The following is a 17354-nucleotide window of genomic DNA, read 5'->3' as shown; positions in this document are numbered from 1 at the left end:
TTTCCTGAATTACTGATTAGCCCGACTTAAGCCTTCGGCTGCGAATTCTGCCGGTAATCTTGTTTACGGCATTGTTTAAATTACTCCGCACTGAATTGTCCACAACCTTGCCGTTGTGCTCTATTACAACCCCGCCTATCAGATCAGGGTTGAAATGGTATTCGAATCTGGTTTCTTTTCCCGTAACTTCTCTGAGCCTTTTCTCTATATGCTCTCTGGTTTCTTCGCTCGGCTCGGAGGCGAGAGTAACTTTCACAAACTCAACGCCTCTGCTTTCTGCCTCCAGCACTTCGAAAGCCTTAAGTATATCCGGCAGCAAGCTTATCCTTGCCCTTCTGGCAAGGCTCACCATAAGCCCAGTAGTGAAATTATCTGCTTTTCCGGTCAGTGCATTTTCCACAGCTTTTATTTTTTCGCTGGTTTGAACGAAAGGGCTTTCGAAAAAGCTGAGGACTTCTTTCTGCTTTGTAAAACTTTCTGCACAAACCTCAAGCTCGCTGAACAGCTGCTGAATTTTGCCTTTTTCCTTGGCAATTTCAAAAAAAGGCTTTGCGTAAATCTCTGCTGTAGCTGAAAAATCTTTCATACAGGACCGCCGCTTCAGCTGTTTCCGGAGATATAAGATTTCTTGAATTCATCAACGGCCTGATCGATCAGCTGCTTGTTGTCTTCCGGCGTTATAACTCTGCCGATAATCGTGCTTCCCAGCGAGCATACAATCGTTCCTGCCTCATCCACAAAAGAACCCTTTGCAGATTCAGCGGCCTTTCTGGCGTCCTCTCTGGCCCTTGCCTTGATCTGGTCTGCTTCAGACATAGCCTTTGTAAGGATCTCCTGTCCTTTTTTCTCGGCTTCGTTTATATGCTTCTGAGCGGCCTTTCTTCCTTCTTTTTCGGCATTTTCCAATTTGCCCTGATACTGCTCAAGTTTCTGGCCGGCCTCTTTCTTCATCTCCTCGGCGCTGTTTATCTCGCCGCTGATATGGTCTTCACGAGCTTTAAGCCCCGCGAGCATAGGCTTCCATACAAACTTTCCAAGCATAAACACCAGAACAGCGAACCAGACAAGCGTCCAGATCGATTCGCTCAGGTATCCGCTGAAGATATTAACCTTCTCGGATTCGCCTTCTGCCCCGCCTGATGCTGTTTCAGATGCAAGCAGGACTGCATTCACTGAAAAACAGAGAAGCAGGTATCTGATTTTTTCGACTAAAGCCAATTTTGCAGCCCCTTTTTAATCTTACATAAAGAAAAGAGGAAGCAGGCAGATAATAAGCCCGATAAGAGTAACACCTTCAATCAGCGATGCTGCAATGAGCATACAGGTGAAGATTCTGCCTCCGGCTTCCGGTTGTCTTGCAATAGCTTCGGTAGCCCTGCCGGCAAGGTTTCCAATGCCGAGTCCTGCGCCGATTACTATAAGCCCGCAGCCGAGAAGGCCGCCAAGCATTACAATACCCTTGTCGTCAATATCAATGTTGACTGTGGAGAGCATTGCCGGCAAAACTGTAAGTAGTTTTGTCATCACTTAGTTCCTTTCAGTATTAATGGTCTTGATGGATTGCCATTCCAATGTAAATAGTAGTAAGAAAAGCAAATATATACGCCTGTAAGAACGCAACAAACAGCTCAAGCATACTTATCAAAGCTGCGAATGAGATTGAAACGGTTGCTGCGAGTATATTCTTGAAAAAGAAGATAAACCCGAGTATTACTGCGAGCATCATATGTCCTGCAAAAAGGTTGGCAAAGAGCCTTACCGCAAGAGAGAACATCCTAATGAAAGAACTCAGCACCTCAAGCAGAAAAATGAGCGGGTAGATCGGCCCGGGCACTTTCGGGCAGAAATTGCGGATGTAGTTGCCAACTCCGTTTTCAAGGATTCCCGCTGCGTGGAAAAATATAAATGAAAAGAGGGCAAGAGCTCCGGTAACAAATATATTGCCGGTTGCAGCACCGACAATGTGATTCTTCTGGCCTGTAAACAGATATATAATCTTGTCCAGCGGAATCATTCCCAATAGATTCATAGACAGTATAAAGAAAAACAGAGTCCAAATAACGGACACGTATTTGTCTGTCTGGTCTTTGAGAAACGGCTTTACAACCTCATTGCGGAAGAATACGCAGATTGTTTCAATAGCGTTGCCGAATCCTGTTCTTATCATTCGAATTTTACCGCAGGTAAGAGGCAGAACAATAAGCAAAATACTGGCAGCTATGGCTACCATAACCATATGATTAGTGAAAACGAACCCGCCGAAGCTGAAGAGCTTCTTAGAGAGCACCTCTTCGAGGGGATTCATTGTCGCTAATGCAAATTTCATTTTCTTCCTTTTCAAATGGGTTTTCAGGGGCAAAATTGAGCCGCCTGATTCGCTTTACGCACTTAAATGTTTCGAACGCCAAAAACATTATATACAGCAGTCCTACCCAGAAGATAAAGTAAAGTTTATGTTCGATTACAAAAAGCGAAAGTATAACCGCACCGCCCAATATTAGCAAGAGGCGAATAAAAAATCCGATAAGAAAAACAGCGAGGAACACGCCTGTTTTTTTAGGCCTTGCAATCCAAAGCGGTATTAGAGATATGATAATGCACACCGAGACAAGTCCGAGGGCGTAAAGATATTCTGTTTCTGTTCCGCCCTTAAATTGCTCGCTGATGCGGTAGAATAAGGCAAGCAAAACAGCAATTACTGCTAATTTTATCAGATTACTGCTTGAGAAGATGTTTCTTAAGCTGTTCAATATTCCGGCTGTCCCTTTTTCTAATGTATATCAGACTGCAGGGCCTGTTCAAGGTCTATATATTGATACTCAAGTCCGTGTTTATCACAGATGTTTCGGAATCTTTTCACTGCAAACTCGCTGATTTCAGACTGAAGCTGTTCACTCATCATACAGTTGAAAACTCGACAGCCCGCAAAGCGGTATTTGTGAACACTGCATTTGCTGTCTTTCAGGTATGGGCATTTGCCGTTTATCAGTTCAGCTTTGGCCGGCACATAATGCCTGAAATACATAATCTCAGGCGTGGATACATACAGCCTGTGCCCGAATCTTGCGAAATTGCAGCAGCTTCCGCACTGACGGCAGTGCGGGATATTTTCGGTGGAAAGCCGCCTTTCAATTGAGGCGTACACCTTTACAACCTCCTCTAATACCTTCCGCTTGTCTGTCATACCGCAATTCCCTCATTTTTTCGTATGCTTTCAATCTCTTCAAAGGTGTAAAGCCGGCCACGGTTGATGCCCGGGCATCTTTTTGCTGCAAGATTCCATGTTTCCGGGCTTTCAAGATTGCATTCCCAGAACGGCCATGTTCGGCATTGAAGCGGGCGAACACTGTATATACTGCACCCGTTATTAGTGAGAAATTCGCAATCTTTTGTGAGCTCATCTTCGAGAAGACTTATCCCTCCCTGTGCCTTGCGGGAGTGGGTTTTCTTAACCTCTTCAAAGCTTTTGCCCAGCTTTTCAGCTATTTTGGCCAGCTCTGCCTCGCTTACCCATACGTAACCTTCGCCCGGCCCAGAACAGCAGTTTCTGCATTGCATACATTCAAAGTGCAGGCCTGCTGCATACCAAGGATAATTGCTCATATATTTCGCTCCCCGCCGCTTTCCGGCGAATAACTTTTCTGTTTGACCCTGCCGCTTGAGTGATTATACCAGATTAGATGCCGATTTTCAATTTTAGAGTATTCCAAAAAGTATTCAGCGGGGTTAGAAACTGACTCTACTCTGAATCAAAGCTTACTTTCCGGTGAATATTAATATTAAAACTTCTCGGCAGCCTTTAGAACCTCACGCCAAGCGGAGAGTTTATTGTCGTAGGGGATAGATGCGTTAGCAGGGCTGGTTGATGGCAGGGTGATTTGCTCAATTCTCTGAATTTGCGGAAATTCAGGTGCGGCAAGTTTTCTGAAAAGCTCAGCGGCCTTCCGCCCGTTAAAGAAAACAGTGTGGATATTTGGAGCAGTTTCAATAAGGCTGGAAAAATCGTTTGGCTGGGCTTCTTTGATATTGCTGTCGAGGCTGCCTTCTCTCAGGCAGCTTTGGGCAGCGTCCCACAACGCCACACCGCTGTCTCTAAGCTTTTCAAGCCTTTTGGGGTAGGGCAGCTGCCAGCCTGCCGCGAAGAATATCCCCATAAAATGCCAGAAAAGGTTTTTATGGTGGGCATAATACTGCCGCTGCTTTAGCGATTCGCCGCCGGGCATAGACCCGAGGATAAGAATTCTGCTGCGCCGGTCTGCTGAGAAATCAAAGCTCTGGAGGATGCCTTGGTCAATATGCGGGCAGGGGTTTTTGGAACAGGAATTCATTTAAATAACTGTCTGCAAAATTAAAGTCTTTTATTGCTGCAATTATAACACAAATCTCATTCAGGAGTCTCTTCCGGGCAGTCTGCAAATGCCCATCCAGTATTGCTCGAGCGTAGAGATTACATCCAGAAATCCCTTAAGCGAAACCGGCTTTTTGATATATCCTGCGGCCTGAAGCTTATAGCTTTCAACGATATCTATATCCGAATCGGAGGTGGTAAGCACAACAACCGGAATATCATTAAAATCTTCCATCTTTTTGAACTGCTTGAGAAATGCCTTTCCGCCCATCCCGGGCATATTCAAATCGAGAATTATCAGATCCGGCCTGATGAAATTTATGTCTCCACCTGCTGATTTGAAATATTCGACAGCCTCCTCGCCTGTGCCAACTGTTACAACCTCCGAATCAATCTCCTTCATCTGCAAAGATTTACTGAACAGCTTCTGATCGCCCGGGTTATCTTCAACAAGCAGGATTGTTGTATTAATTTTTCCGGCTTCTGCCATATAACTTCTCCAAATGCTTAAATTGCTCTCTTTAATGCCCCTATTTTGAATATATAAAGCTAAAGGGCAAGTATTATTACTAAAAAGCAATACGCACATTTACAATAGATGTGCTGTTACGGTTTATTTTTTTCCAATATTATATTCTTCAGGCGGCTGAAGCCCTTTAAGATGCTTGATGAAATAATCCCATCTGCGGCGTTCGTAGTACAGCTCCGGGCAGCCGTGGCCGGAATTAACTGCCGGAATAAAATCAAAATTCTTATTGGCTTTGATCAGTGCCTCAGCGAGCTGGAAACTTGCGCTGATATGAACGTTTTTATCCATATCGCCATGAATCAGAAGCAGATTTCCCTCAAGATTTTTTGCTGCTGTTATGTTGGACTGGGCTTTATATTGCCCTTCGTCCGGATAGCTCATCCAAGCTTCTGCCCACCATGCTTTGTCGTTGCGGTGGTCGTGATTGCCGGATACAGCTACCGCAGCGGAATAGAATTCAGGACGTATCAGGAGGGCTCTTGCTGCATCGTATCCCCCGGCGCTGCCCCCGAAACAGCCAACCCTCGAGGCATCAATGCAGGGATATTTTTTAGCCATCTGTTTTATTGCAGCTATGCGGTCGTCTATGCCGCTTTCGCCGAGATTTTTGTAGGAGTAGTCGTGGAATTTTTTGCTTCTGCAGCCTGTTCCGCGCGGGTCAACCCGAATTACCGCAAACCCAAGCTTCGTGTAAACCTCTTCCCAGCACCAAGGGCGGAAATGTTTCCTTGTGTAGTAGCTGTGCGGGCCTGTGTAAACATGCTCAAGCACCGGATAGGCCTTTTGGGGCTTTTTATTTTTGGGCAGAAAGAGATTGCCGTAAATATCAGTTTCTCCGTCAGCGGCCTTTGTCTTGAATTTAACAGGAGGCTCCCAGCCCGTCTCAAGAAGTTGGCTGATATCCGCCTTTTCAAGTTCGAGAACTTTTTCCCCTTCCATATTCCTCAGGCAAATTTCAGGAGGGCATTCCACTGTGCTCACTGAATCAATAAAGTATTTGTGCCGAGGCCCGAATTTCACTTTATGATTGCCAAGCCCGGGCGTAAGCAGTTTTATGCCCTTTCCGTCCAGATTCACCTTGTATATGTACCTGTAGTATGGGTCGCCTTCTTCGCTGGCAGCTCCCGCTATTACTGCAAAACGCTGCTTTTCGTTTACGAAGTAGATTTTCTTCGTGAAAAACGGGGCAGGAGTGAGAAGCTTTGCCTCTCCCGTGTCTCTGTTTACATTATAAAGCTGATTCCAGCCTTTCTGCTCGCTTGTCCATAAGATTTCCGGTTTCGTTTTCAGCTTATAAATTTCCCGATACATTGGCGGCAGGGTGGTATCAGTTTTTTCCGAGATAATAGTTCGAGGCTTAGCGGTTTCAGCGTTTATCTCAATGAGTTTGGCCTGTTTATATCCCCTTGCACGCCAGAGATATGTGAAGGTTTGAGAATCTCGGTCCCAGCTGATGCCCGCAGCGCCGCCGTAGTAGAGCCTGTAAATTGGCTTTACATCGCATTTTTCCCCCGTCTTATTCGAAGGGCAGAATACGTAAGGACTGCATTCAGGGACGTTTTCATCAGCCCCCATCGGGTAAACATAGGAATAAAGCTCAGGTCTTGCTGAATTTTTCGGGGCATTTTTCAGAAGATGAAGCAAGCCGCAGCCTTCCAGATTTACCTTATGGCAGGCGAAGTATTTTGAGTCCGGGCTCCAAGCGCCTGTGAAATTTGTTTTGATTGATTCGCCTCCCCTGAGAAAATCTTCATCGCTGATTTTCTGAGGTGCGGGAACGCTTGAGGCGTATGCATTCAGCAGCTTCCCATCCTGCGTTGCCGCAAATTCCTTCCCTGTTTCCATATTTTCGAACCAGAGATTATGATTTTTCCTGAACGCCCGCCATTTGCCGTTTGGAGAAACTTTACCTAACTGTTTCCGTGGTTTTGCATTTTTGTTTTCTGCCTTATTTTTCGGCTTGTTATTCTCGCTGTCAACTTGTTTCAAGTTTGAATCTTCAAGGGTGTAGGTGAATTTTTTGCCTTCCGCCTCCAAGCTTACTTGCCTCAAATCTTTAGAGAATAAGACCTTATTAAAAGGGAGCTTGAGAGGTGAATATTTCTTGCCTAAAGCCCTGCTTAATTTCTCCGCAAGGTCTTTATGGCTGAAGGCCCTTTTGCGAAGCTTCTTATCCGGACAAACCAATAAATATTCACTGCCTTCAGGCACATTCCTCTTGTACCAGAAACTGCTTGAACCGTGTATCCAGTTCGGGTTTACCGAATCAGTAAAAACAAGGCCTCTGCCGCGATTTGTTATGCTTTCATCCGCCTTTTTGTACAAGTCAAGAGCGCTAGCGGCTATGCTCGCAGCAGCAATCAGGGTAATCAGAGAAATACTTTGCCTCATAGTAAACCTTTAAAGAAATAAAAACTAAAACAGCTTATTAATGCTTCCAAGTGATATAGATAGCCTTGAGGAGTAAGGTTTGGCAATTGCCTTAGAATTTGCCCTGTACTGGCTTTAGCTTCAATCGCTATTCAAGCTGAGCCCTGAGCCTGTTCACCCTTGCGGAAATATCCCTGTATGAATAATCCAGCTGGGCGAGCTTTCTGTAGATATTGTATGCCTGCTGGTATCTGCGGTCGTGTTCGAGGGCTCTCGCAAGGTTGTATCTGAGCTCTTTGTATATATCGTCATAGTCGCTTGTATGCTGTTTGAGCGCTTCTTCAAATATGTCAACAGCATCGGCATACCAGCCTTTGTTGAAAAAGCACATACCGAGCATATTGAGCGAGGATATTCTAAGAGAAGGCCTGTTCCTTGATTTCTGAAACAGCGGGATGGCCTCGTCGTATTTCTTTTTCTGCATAAGACGAACAGCGAGCTCAAATTTGTAGTTTGCTTCTGTAGGATAGTTTTCAACGCAGCCGCTGTAGTGCTGGAGCTCAGCTTCGGAGAGTTTATGGGCAAGGTCTTTGAGCCGTGCCGTATTCTTCTCACTTTTCCCGTGTGTTTCGATATCGCTTTTGGTGTATCTGATTTTTGCTTTGAGGTCTCGGATGATTATTTCCCCGAGAGCCCGCTGATAGGCAAAGTCTCTGGTTTCTTTGTGCCAGTCATTAAGCTTTTTGCAAACTTCCATAAAGAGCTTCGGGTCTTCAAGCTGGGCAGCTTTTTTTGCATATTCGAGCCTTAGATTCTGTGAATCGGGGCTCTGTTTCAGTCTTTCTTCGAGCTGCTGAACCTCTTTTGTTCTGTAGCTGTCGGTTTTATGAACTGCATCCTTCTGCTGGAGCTCTTCCTGCTTGTCCATATCCTGCACGGCTTTGCGGTAGTCGTCCCCCGTATCATAGCGGACTTTCTGGATCGTCTGCTTAGCCATAAGGTTTTTTATCTCGTCATCAAGGCTCATATCTCCGGGTTTTGCCTGTTTTGCAAGCTGACACGCAAAAACTGCCTCTTGGTAATGTTCTATCGAGGAGAAAGCCTCTTTTAGAAGCATCAGCGTTGAAAAGGGGCGTTTCTCTTTGTTTTTTATGATATAGAGAAGCAGCTTGCTTATCCACTCCAAAATCTCTTTAAACCCGCCTTTTCGGGCGGCTTTAACAATCATCTCTGCATATCCGACATTTTCGGGGTCTTTCGAGAAAAGATATTCAGCGTGAGTGAGCTCCTCCACCGGGTCTTTGAAACTGGTTTTAGAAAAGCGTTCTTTTATTCCGGGCTTTTTACCGCCGTCTGCCTGCCTGAGCAGGGCGAGCTTTCTCAGCGGCTTGTGCCCTTCTTCAACTGCTTCCGGCCATCTTCTGATCCCCTCGATATAAAGCTCCACAGCATAATCGTAATTATCCACAGATGCTACTTCCTCAGCGCGGTTGAAAAATGCTCTGGCGCTTTCAGCAGTTCTTTTATCGTTGTTTTCAACCATAAAAAGCTCTTCTAAAAGTATAAAAAAAAGAATCCCTGCCGGCAAAACAGCTGATAAAAAGTTCCACACGGCTCAGGCTGATTATTTTAGGTTTCACATTATAGAGTTTTGATTATAATGTTGTCAATAAAATACTTGCCCAACAGCGGCGAGTTTGTTATAAGGTTCGCCCTGCCGAAGGTGTTCAGCGGCGAATATAATACGAACAACGGTAAATTATTCCGATTTTCACATTTTCTAGTCTTAACTTAAGTTTAATGGAGAGATTTAATAATGCTGAAATATTATGACCCTCAGGTCAATGAACTTATTAAACAGGAAGAAGCCAGACAGGCATCGACAATACGTTTGATTCCTTCTGAGAACTATGTATCTCAGAATGTTATGCAGGCTACTGGAAGCTGCCTGACAAACAAGTATGCAGAGGGCTATCCGAACAAAAGGTATTATGAAGGTCAGCAGGTTACTGATCTGATTGAAGACCTTGCAAAGCAGAGAGCCGGGGATGTTTTCCGGGCTCAGCACGTGAATGTGCAGTCTTATTCGGGCTCGATTGCAAATATGGCAGCCTATCTCGCCCTTGCAGACCCGGGAGATACAATAATGGGGCTTTCCCTTCCCGACGGCGGCCATCTTACTCACGGCTGGAAGGTAAGCGCTACAGGCAAGGTATTTAAGTCGGTTCAGTATCCGGTTAATTATGATACTGATCTGTTCGACTACGACCAGATAGCCGAGATTGCTAAGGAAAACAAGCCGAAAATACTTATCGCAGGGACATCGGCATACCCAAGAAAAATAGACTTCAAGGCTTTCAGAGAGATAGCCGATCAGGTTGATGCTTATCTTGTATGCGATATTGCCCATATAGCCGGCCTTGTAGCGGGCGGGGCGCATGAAAGCCCGATGGAAGCTGCTGATGTTGTAACCACTACCACCCACAAATCCCTCAGAGGACCGAGAGGTGCTTTGATTATGTGCAAAGAAGAGTTTGCAAAGGCGATAGACAAAGCGGTATTCCCCGGTATGCAGGGCGGCCCGCATATGCACACTATCTCGGGGATTGCTGTAGCGATGAAGGAAGCGGGCACAGAATCGTTCAAGGAATACGCACATCAGGTAGTGAAGAATGCACAGGCTCTCGGCGAGAAGCTCCAGGAATTCGGATTTAAGCTCGTAAGCGGCGGGACAGATAATCATCTTCTTCTGCTCGATATGCGGAGCAAGAATATCTCGGGCAAGAAGATGGCCAAGGCTCTGGACAGGGCGGGTATTGTTACAAACTGCAATACAGTTCCCAACGACCCAGCACCTCCTTTCAATCCCAGCGGCGTAAGAATCGGAACGCCCGCTGTTACTACCCGCGGGATGAAGGAATCTGATATGGCCGAGATTGCCGAGATGATAAACGATACAGCAGATAATTTAGAAGACCTGCAGGCGATAGACAGAATCGGCAAGAGAGTTAGGTTTTTTTGCAGCCGGTTCCCTTTGCCGAAGTCGTTTATTCATTCAGAAGAATAGGAAGTTTAATGCCCGCCTTTCGGGGCGGGCTTCCCGTTTATATGGAGAAACAAATGCTAAGGGAATTGTTCGAAAAGCAGGCGGAACTCAACAAAAGAGTCGGTTTCGATGCTCATAAAGTTCGAGAAAATATGGATCTGAAGGAAAGCGGCGAGTGGCTCAATAATTATCTAGCTGCAATGTCCAGCGAGATTGAGGAGCTTAGAGACTGCACCTATTGGAAGCACTGGTGCAAAGAGGCCAAAGAAGGCAGAAGGTTTGAGATCCACGATTTGCAGAATGCCAGAGTGGAAGTTACAGATATGCTGTTTTTCTGGATAAGCCTCTGCCATTGCTTAGGGCTCACAGCAGACGATGTGTATAATCTCTATCAGCAGAAGCTCGGCGTAAACCATTCCCGTCAGGATAACGATTATTCGATGTCTGAGAAGAACGAAGACGACAATAAAACAGTTAATCTTTGAATCGGAATATTTCGATGGGGCAGGGCAAAAGCAGTATTAACAAAGGAAGGCTTCGTGCAGCCTTTCTTGGTACATCAGAGCCCGGTTTGAGGCTGATTGAGATTGTAAGCCGGATGCCGGAGTTTGAGATTGCAGGGCTCGGAGGCAGGAATAAAGAGCTTGCTGAAAACACTGCGGATATGTACGGCTGCCGGTATTACGACGACCCGAGGCAGATGATCCTGTCCTGCGGAGCGGAGCTTCTGCTTGCTGCCTCCCAGCATGCCCCGCATGAAGGCATAATTACGCTTGCTTTCCAGAAGGGGCTTTCTGTGGTGAGAACGATGCCTCCGTTTTTCTCTCTCTCGCAGGCAGCGAACATCATAAGCGAAGCACAGAATAATAACGCCTTCTATTTCTCTACAAGCCCTTTTCGAAATTATCCGGGATACCGCAGACTGCTGGAATTTTTTTCGGAAAACAAAGAGTTAAAGAAAAAGGTTTGTCTTATAGAGGCAAGAGGCTTTTTCCCCTCAGGCAGCAGTGAGCAGGAAAGCCACTGGCTCAAAGACCCCGAACTTGCAGGCGGGGGAGTGCTTCTGCGAAATTGCTTTTCTGTTATAAATATCCTTGTGGAGCTTTTCTCTCTGCCTGAAACGGTGTATGCACTGAAAAGCAATATGGCAGGCGATATTGTTCAGAGGAATATGGTTACAGAAGATTGCATTTCAATGACAGTTAAATTCAGCGAAACACTCGGCTGCACGCTCTGCGCAGCAAGGAATGAGTTTGCCCATAAAGAACGTATTGACATTTATCTGCCCGATATGAAAATATCAGCAGGCCCTGAAATCTTCCGCATTACCGATATCAGCGGCAGTGAGATAGAGCTGACCAGCGCAGAAGCCTCTCGTGAGCAGGCTATTGAGGAAAATCTGCGGGTGGTGCATAAACTGCTGAAATCTGCTGAAATTGATGATGATGCTGCCGAAAAATCTGCTGCGGTAAACACAAGGGAAAGAGGTCTTATAAACACTATGGCAGTTATAGAGGCGGCATATTTATCCTGCAAAACTCAAACCCCTGAGATGCCTGATAAGATGATAGAGCTCAGCGGTTTTGATTATTCCATGCTGGAAACTTAAAAGAATTGAATTATGGCTGAGTATCACATAGAGCTTGAAAATATCTTTACCGGTCCGATGGACCTGCTTCTTTATCTTGTAAAGAAGGATGAGGTTGATATCTATGACATACCCATCAGAGAGGTTACAGAGCAGTATCTGCATTATGTGGAGATGCTTGAAAAGCTGGATACCGACCTTGCAGGCGATTTTCTTGTTATGGCTGCAACGCTTATGGAGATCAAATCAGCTATGCTTCTTCCTAAAACCGTTCCGGAAGAGGAAGGGGGCGAAGAGGAAGACCCGAGAAACAAGCTCGTAAAGCAGCTTTTGGAGTATAAGAGGTTCAAGGATGCAGCAAATATCCTCGAAACAAGAGCTCAGGAGCATTTGGGCAAGCATAAACGCCCCGATACGTTCATAAAGCGCCTCCAGCCCTCAGACGAGGAGCGTGAGCTCGATCTTGAAGAGGTGAGCGTTTGGACGCTTCTGGAAACCTTCGATTCTCTTCTCAAGGCCACTGGACGATACAGAGACTACAGCCTGATAAAGGATGAAACACCGATAGACGAGTATGAAGTGGAAATTCTCGGCAGGCTCCAGCAGGAAGGCCCCCTTACTTTTGAACACATATTCGACGGACGTACCAGCAGGCTGTCTATGGCGGGTATGTTTCTGGCTCTTCTCGAACTGATACGCGATGCGCTGGTATGGGCGGAGCAGTCTGAGAGCACTGATATTATTTACATCAGAGCACTAACCGATGAACCTGCCGAACAGGCGGTGAGCAATATCATCACAGGCGCAGAAAATGAAGAAATCCAAGCAGCAGAGCAATAGCCTTTTTATGGGCGGCTTGTTGAAATATGAGAATATATAAAGCCTTAATCCATTTATCGATTGCCTTTTTTATCTCGGCGGGTCTTGCAGGCTGCAATATGCCGAGTATGAAAGCAGGGCAGGCCGGCTATTACGAAGGCCTGAAAATAACAGACTTCTCACGAATGAAAACCCCAGCTGATGTTAAGCCCAAGCAGAGAAATCAGTCTCAGATTAGATACAGAGTGATAACATACAGCGCTGAAAAGATGAATTTCGCCAAGCTTCGAATACCAGTAAATGAGATTGAAGCTCAGAGCGAAACCCAAATCAATGAGAGTGCTGAAAAGAACGGCCTGCTTTACAAAGCCGGAGAAAGCAGAGATTTGAAGATTCTCTCGGATGCGGTTAAAGAGGCCGGCGCTGAGTCTAAAAACAAAACTTATATTGTGGTTTATGAAGAGGGCAGTGATGATGTGTATCTGCGTGAAGTTTACGGGCTCAGAACGGTTATTTATGTAGATTCAACCAATACTGCCCAAGACAGGCAGCTCTGCTCAGGCAGATACGGAATCACCCTTTCTACCATCCGGCGGGGCGGCAACGACATAGCTGTTCTCCTGCCCTTTTTCGACAACGGGGCAGGCCTTGCTGAATCGCTGGAGATTATCCGCCCTAAGCTAAAAGACGCCGGCAAAACGGAATTCGAAAGCTGCGCATTAAGCTGCAGGATGAGGCGGGGAAGTTTTATTGTTATGATGCCTGAAAGCCTGCCTCTTCAGGATAAGAGCATTGCTAAAGAGCTCTTTCAGCACAGGGAAGATGAATCCAGATTCAATTTTTATGTTATAGCCTGCACTGCCGTATTATGAAACCAGCATCGCTTATATACTGCAAAGACTATCAGCCCGATAAGCTGAGAGAAACGATCGCAAGGCATTTCGAACTTGCCGGCGGGCTGGATAAGCTCATCTCCCGCTCAGACAGGGTGATTTTGAAGCCGAACTTGATTGCGCCTCATCCCCCTGAAAGACCAAGCCAGACGCACCCTGCTTTCATTGTAGAAACAGCTAAGCTTCTCAAAGATTTTGGAGCACGGGTTTGCGTGGCAGATTCTCCCGCTTGGTCTAACGCTGAGCACTGCCTTGAGGTGCTCGGGGCAGCAGGGCAGCTCAGGGAAATCGGTGTTGAGATCAAAACATTCGGCAGCTCTGTTAAAACCCGCCTGCCCTATGCCGAGATAGATGTGAATATCTCAAAAGATGCTTTAGAAGCTGATGCAATTATAAATCTTCCAAAGCTAAAGGCGCATCAGCAGCTCGGTGCAACCATTGCATTCAAAAATATGTTTGGAACAGTTTGCGGAAAGAGAAAGGCCTACTGGCACTTCAAAAGGGGGAAAACCTGCGAAGATTTTGCCGCACTAATACTGGGCATATACGAAAAAACTGCACCCGTCTTTAATCTTATAGACGGGATTGTATGCATGGAAGGAAGAGGGCCTCTAAACGGAAACGCCAGAAATCTCGGCATTACTCTATCGGGCAGCTCTGCCCTCAGCTGCGAGCTCGCCTGCGCACGTCTGCTTGATTACCGCATAGAAGAATTGCCTCTTGTGAAATATTATCTCGAACAAAACCCTGATTTTAAGGGTAAGCAGTCTTATATAATTGGAGATAATCCCGAGCTGGTTGCAGGGTGTGGTTTTCAGAAGGCTCAAACTATTCCAATTTCTTTCAGTTTCGCCCGAATTGTAAGAAGTGTATTCAAGCAGCTGCTCGTTATGATTAAAATAAAAGCAAAAAGGTAGAAAATGCTTGAAAGTTTTTTTTATCTTTTAGTATTATCGGCATATTGCTAGATATGCAGATTTAGGTAATTAGTACTAAACTTTCATTGCAGCAAATGCGCAAAATAAAAACAAAAACTTATTTTGGGGTAAATATGGAATTTTTTAGAATTTTGATTTTGTCTTTATTCATTAGCTCTTCTTTTGTCTTCGCTGCAAACGAAGAACCCGCAGAAGGCAAGAAGGAAGTCATCAGGCAGCTTGAAAATCTCTTCAGTGAAGAAATCAATCCTCAAGCGAATATTACCGAGATCCAGGAAGAGCCTTATGTAAAGGTTGTAGAAGGTGGAGACGGGCTCTCAACGCTTGTTTACAGGTGCAGATATTCAGATTGCAAAGAGGTTTCAGACGGCCTTGAGGCAGCGATAAGCCGGAACGGGCTTATCGAAGAGAGCGAAGAGAAGAATATGGTAATCGTCAGTGATTCGACCGAGCGGATCGAGCAGATCAGGGAGGTGATTATTGCAATGGATGTGCCTATACCTCAGATACTCGTTGAGGCCAAGGTGATAGAGGTTTCCGCCAGAGATGATTACCGTCAGCAGCTGAACTTTGTTTACGATGAAGAATCCAAATCCCTTCGTCCCCCGGGGGCAGACCCGGATACAAACTACACGCAGAAACCGGATATGCTGGATTTCTCGCCCTATTCTGTAGGCGTTGAAGGGCAGATCAATACCTTCAATTATCTTGCAAACTGGCTCAAGAAGGCCAATGATGCAGAAATCCTCTCTTCTCCGAATATTGTGGTATCGCTGAATAAAAGGGGCAACATCGTTACTGGTGAGGATCTTCCGATCCAGTCAACCTCCACAACCGGAAGCACCGTTAATACCGACATCAAGTATAAAAGAACGGGCATACGCCTTGAGGTAACCCCCACCAGAATCAACGAAAAGACCGTAAAGCTTCAGGTTAATCCCGAGGTCAGCACGGTTACACGTTACGAAGAATTCAACAAAACCCAGACGCCCGTAATAACAATCAGGAACGTGGAAACAGAGCTTACCGTTCAGGACGGCGAGATTATTATGCTCGGCGGGCTTTACTCAACTGAAGACCTCAAGCAGGACAGTAAAGTTCCTTTCTTCGGAGATCTGCCTCTTATTGGAGAGCTTTTCAGGTCTAAGGATGATTCAAAGATAATCAAGCAGCTTATTTTTGTGATGAAAGTTAAAGTTGTGCAGAATTCCGTAGGCACTTTTGTTGACATCGAAAAACAGGCCGAGGCAATCAGAAAAACCGGCGATCAGATCAGAAATTCAAACGCACTGTTTCCGAACAGAAAAATCGAAGAAGATAACGGAGAGAAAAAGTGAATCGTAAAACCACTGCTTTAATAATTCTTGCAGCTGGTTTGCTGATTTCAGTGTCTGGCTGCGAGGATGCAAAAAAACAGAGCAGCAGCTCTAAAGATTCCAGCCACCTCGACCGATACTTCACCGTTGAACCCCGCGATATAGTTATAGGGGTGGAAGAGTCGGGCACAGTAAACTCGCTTAAGAACCATAAAATAAGATACGAGGCTTCGTACCGAACTCAGATTAGCTGGGTTATCGACGAAAATTCAGAGGTTGAGGAAGGCGAGGTTTTGGTTAAATTTGACGATGAAGAGCTTGTCTCACAGGTTGATGAATATGAAAATCAGCTTGAGAATTCCAGAAAAGAGCTCAGCATTGCCAAGGAAGAGCTGGAAATTCAGAAAAGCGAGAATGAGGCAAATCTCAGGCAGGCACGTGACAGAGTTACGGACGCAGAAGAAGAGCTTTCGAAGTTTTTGAGGCTTGAAGGCCCGAAGCTCAGAGACGAGCAGACTGTTGAGGTGGAGAATGCACGTGAAGCGCTGGATGAAGCTGAGCAGGCCTATGAGGAGGCCTACGAAGAGCATCAGTCAACAGTGTATGACAATCAGGAAGAAAAGAACGAGGCGGAAGACCACCTCGAAACGCTGAAAGGCAGAATCGAGCGTGAAGAGATTAATTACGAAAACGTTCTGATTGATGATAAGATCTTCAAAAGATACACCTACCGCAACAGAATTACAACTCTGGAGAATAATCTTGAACAGAGCAGGCTGGATTTGAAAAAGACTCAGGTTCGCGCAGATTCAAGCTTGATCCAAAAGCAGAATCAGATCCAGAGGCATAAAAACGACATTCAAAGGCTCGAGAAAGAGCTCAAACGCCACAGGGAATATCTCTCTATGATGGAGCTTACATCGCCCGTGGATGGAGTAGTTCTTTATGGAGATACAGACGACAGGTGGCGGGATGAAGAGCCTACTGAAGGTATGGATGTTCGAAGGGGAGAGGTCCTGCTTACCATACCGGATCTCTCGCAGCTTATGATAGATATGGATCTTCCTGAGATTTACCGTTCCAGAGTTAATATGGGAGACGAGGCTGTTATCACTGTGGAGTCTATACAGGGGCTTTCTGTTAAGGGTGAAGTTTCGGATATATCTCCTCTGCCGGTAAACCAGCTCCGCTGGGATCCTGCATCACCTAAGATATATGAAACCAGAATCACCGTTCCCGAGGAGGAAAAAAACGAACGTATGGTTACTGGTATGAATGTTCAGGCGAAGATTATCTCACAAAGGCTCAAGGATGTTCTGGCAGTTCCGATAGAGGCTGTTTTCGAGAAAGACGGACGGTTGTTCGTATATAGAACAGAAAACGGCAGCCCCGAGGTAGTTTATGTGGAGATAGGCCCGGCAGATGATGATTTTGTAAGCATAGAAAAAGGGCTTGACGCCGGCGACAAGGTATGCCTGTTTGAGCCTGTAGAATAAAATTAATTGAG

The 17354-nt window shown here is 45.7% G+C and carries 19 protein-coding genes; 8 read left to right on the top strand and 11 right to left on the bottom strand.

What is annotated here, in order from left to right:
• Nucleotides 1-16: 16 nt before the first annotated feature.
• The 11 genes from atpH to L21SP3_RS04390 all read right to left on the bottom strand — a co-directional run bounded on the left by atpH (nt 17) and on the right by L21SP3_RS04390 (nt 8790).
• Nucleotides 17-586, bottom strand: coding sequence for an ATP synthase F1 subunit delta (atpH, locus tag L21SP3_RS04440; RefSeq protein WP_077539545.1), 570 nt, complete (start codon nt 584-586; stop codon nt 17-19).
• A 14-nt stretch (nt 587-600) separates the two neighbouring features.
• The gene (atpF, locus tag L21SP3_RS04435) at nt 601-1218 is read right to left on the bottom strand and encodes a F0F1 ATP synthase subunit B (RefSeq protein ID WP_077539543.1); all 618 of its coding nucleotides are present in this window, start codon (nt 1216-1218) and stop codon (nt 601-603) included.
• A 21-nt stretch (nt 1219-1239) separates the two neighbouring features.
• Nucleotides 1240-1524 (bottom strand): ATP synthase F0 subunit C, encoded by a 285-nt coding sequence (atpE, locus tag L21SP3_RS04430; RefSeq protein ID WP_227806808.1) that lies wholly within the window; start codon nt 1522-1524, stop codon nt 1240-1242.
• A gap of 19 nt (nt 1525-1543) precedes the next feature.
• The gene (gene atpB, locus L21SP3_RS04425; protein WP_077539542.1) at nt 1544-2326 is read right to left on the bottom strand and encodes a F0F1 ATP synthase subunit A; all 783 of its coding nucleotides are present in this window, start codon (nt 2324-2326) and stop codon (nt 1544-1546) included.
• The gene (locus tag L21SP3_RS04420) at nt 2277-2750 is read right to left on the bottom strand and encodes a hypothetical protein (protein WP_077539540.1); all 474 of its coding nucleotides are present in this window, start codon (nt 2748-2750) and stop codon (nt 2277-2279) included. The genes atpB and L21SP3_RS04420 overlap by 50 nt, the downstream gene beginning before the upstream one ends.
• Nucleotides 2751-2770: 20 nt before the next feature.
• Nucleotides 2771-3184 (bottom strand): YkgJ family cysteine cluster protein, encoded by a 414-nt coding sequence (locus L21SP3_RS04415; RefSeq protein WP_077539539.1) that lies wholly within the window; start codon nt 3182-3184, stop codon nt 2771-2773.
• On the bottom strand, nt 3181-3603 hold the full coding sequence (locus L21SP3_RS04410; RefSeq protein WP_077539538.1) for a YkgJ family cysteine cluster protein: 423 nt from the start codon (nt 3601-3603) through the stop codon (nt 3181-3183). The genes L21SP3_RS04415 and L21SP3_RS04410 overlap by 4 nt, the downstream gene beginning before the upstream one ends.
• A gap of 176 nt (nt 3604-3779) precedes the next feature.
• Nucleotides 3780-4328, bottom strand: a complete 549-nt coding sequence (locus L21SP3_RS04405) for a DNA-deoxyinosine glycosylase (protein WP_077539537.1) — start codon at nt 4326-4328, stop codon at nt 3780-3782.
• A gap of 60 nt (nt 4329-4388) precedes the next feature.
• Nucleotides 4389-4838, bottom strand: a complete 450-nt coding sequence (locus L21SP3_RS04400) for a response regulator (protein WP_161488097.1) — start codon at nt 4836-4838, stop codon at nt 4389-4391.
• A 123-nt stretch (nt 4839-4961) separates the two neighbouring features.
• Nucleotides 4962-7268, bottom strand: a complete 2307-nt coding sequence (locus tag L21SP3_RS04395; protein ID WP_077539535.1) for a S9 family peptidase — start codon at nt 7266-7268, stop codon at nt 4962-4964.
• A gap of 127 nt (nt 7269-7395) precedes the next feature.
• Entirely contained in the window at nt 7396-8790 is a 1395-nt protein-coding gene (locus L21SP3_RS04390) for a tetratricopeptide repeat protein (RefSeq protein WP_123785134.1), read from the bottom strand.
• Between the two features lie 273 nt (nt 8791-9063).
• Between L21SP3_RS04390 and L21SP3_RS04385 the strand changes: the two genes are divergently transcribed.
• From L21SP3_RS04385 to L21SP3_RS04350, 8 genes are all read left to right on the top strand, one after another.
• Nucleotides 9064-10314 (top strand): serine hydroxymethyltransferase, encoded by a 1251-nt coding sequence (locus L21SP3_RS04385; RefSeq protein ID WP_077539533.1) that lies wholly within the window; start codon nt 9064-9066, stop codon nt 10312-10314.
• Nucleotides 10315-10367: 53 nt separating this feature from the next.
• Nucleotides 10368-10778: a dUTPase gene (locus L21SP3_RS04380; protein ID WP_161488096.1), complete on the top strand. Its 411-nt coding sequence runs from the start codon at nt 10368-10370 to the stop codon at nt 10776-10778.
• Entirely contained in the window at nt 10775-11902 is a 1128-nt protein-coding gene (locus L21SP3_RS04375) for a Gfo/Idh/MocA family protein (protein WP_123785133.1), read from the top strand. The genes L21SP3_RS04380 and L21SP3_RS04375 overlap by 4 nt, the downstream gene beginning before the upstream one ends.
• Before the next feature lie 12 nt (nt 11903-11914).
• Nucleotides 11915-12721: a segregation and condensation protein A gene (locus L21SP3_RS04370; RefSeq protein ID WP_077539530.1), complete on the top strand. Its 807-nt coding sequence runs from the start codon at nt 11915-11917 to the stop codon at nt 12719-12721.
• A gap of 98 nt (nt 12722-12819) precedes the next feature.
• The gene (locus tag L21SP3_RS04365; RefSeq protein ID WP_123785132.1) at nt 12820-13572 is read left to right on the top strand and encodes a hypothetical protein; all 753 of its coding nucleotides are present in this window, start codon (nt 12820-12822) and stop codon (nt 13570-13572) included.
• The gene (locus L21SP3_RS04360) at nt 13569-14510 is read left to right on the top strand and encodes a DUF362 domain-containing protein (protein WP_077539528.1); all 942 of its coding nucleotides are present in this window, start codon (nt 13569-13571) and stop codon (nt 14508-14510) included. The genes L21SP3_RS04365 and L21SP3_RS04360 overlap by 4 nt, the downstream gene beginning before the upstream one ends.
• A 158-nt stretch (nt 14511-14668) precedes the next feature.
• Nucleotides 14669-15868 carry a type II secretion system protein GspD gene (locus L21SP3_RS04355; RefSeq protein WP_161488095.1) on the top strand — a complete coding sequence of 400 codons (1200 nt, stop codon included), beginning with the start codon at nt 14669-14671 and terminating at the stop codon, nt 15866-15868.
• On the top strand, nt 15865-17343 hold the full coding sequence (locus L21SP3_RS04350) for an efflux RND transporter periplasmic adaptor subunit (RefSeq protein ID WP_077539526.1): 1479 nt from the start codon (nt 15865-15867) through the stop codon (nt 17341-17343). Before L21SP3_RS04355 ends, L21SP3_RS04350 begins: the two co-directional genes overlap by 4 nt.
• Nucleotides 17344-17354: the final 11 nt, after the last annotated feature.

This window comes from Sedimentisphaera cyanobacteriorum, assembly GCF_001997385.1.
Lineage (GTDB): Bacteria > Planctomycetota > Phycisphaerae > Sedimentisphaerales > Sedimentisphaeraceae > Sedimentisphaera > Sedimentisphaera cyanobacteriorum.
Note: the sequence above shows the minus strand (reverse complement) of the source record. Positions and strands in the feature narration are given on the sequence as shown.

Bases quoted from the DNA above. Each gene is read 5' to 3' on its own strand.
- L21SP3_RS04395 (WP_077539535.1), bottom strand. From the start codon at position 7,268: ATGAGGCAAAGTATTTCTCTGATTACCCTGATTGCTGCTGCGAGCATA.
- atpH (WP_077539545.1), bottom strand. From the start codon at position 586: ATGAAAGATTTTTCAGCTACAGCAGAGATTTACGCAAAGCCTTTTTTT.
- atpE (WP_227806808.1), bottom strand. From the start codon at position 1,524: ATGACAAAACTACTTACAGTTTTGCCGGCAATGCTCTCCACAGTCAAC.
- L21SP3_RS04365 (WP_123785132.1), top strand. From the start codon at position 12,820: ATGCCGAGTATGAAAGCAGGGCAGGCCGGCTATTACGAAGGCCTGAAA.
- L21SP3_RS04405 (WP_077539537.1), bottom strand. From the start codon at position 4,328: ATGAATTCCTGTTCCAAAAACCCCTGCCCGCATATTGACCAAGGCATC.
- L21SP3_RS04415 (WP_077539539.1), bottom strand. From the start codon at position 3,184: ATGACAGACAAGCGGAAGGTATTAGAGGAGGTTGTAAAGGTGTACGCC.
- L21SP3_RS04410 (WP_077539538.1), bottom strand. From the start codon at position 3,603: ATGAGCAATTATCCTTGGTATGCAGCAGGCCTGCACTTTGAATGTATG.
- L21SP3_RS04380 (WP_161488096.1), top strand. From the start codon at position 10,368: ATGCTAAGGGAATTGTTCGAAAAGCAGGCGGAACTCAACAAAAGAGTC.
- L21SP3_RS04400 (WP_161488097.1), bottom strand. From the start codon at position 4,838: ATGGCAGAAGCCGGAAAAATTAATACAACAATCCTGCTTGTTGAAGAT.
- L21SP3_RS04360 (WP_077539528.1), top strand. From the start codon at position 13,569: ATGAAACCAGCATCGCTTATATACTGCAAAGACTATCAGCCCGATAAG.
- L21SP3_RS04385 (WP_077539533.1), top strand. From the start codon at position 9,064: ATGCTGAAATATTATGACCCTCAGGTCAATGAACTTATTAAACAGGAA.
- L21SP3_RS04370 (WP_077539530.1), top strand. From the start codon at position 11,915: ATGGCTGAGTATCACATAGAGCTTGAAAATATCTTTACCGGTCCGATG.
- L21SP3_RS04390 (WP_123785134.1), bottom strand. From the start codon at position 8,790: ATGGTTGAAAACAACGATAAAAGAACTGCTGAAAGCGCCAGAGCATTT.
- atpB (WP_077539542.1), bottom strand. From the start codon at position 2,326: ATGAAATTTGCATTAGCGACAATGAATCCCCTCGAAGAGGTGCTCTCT.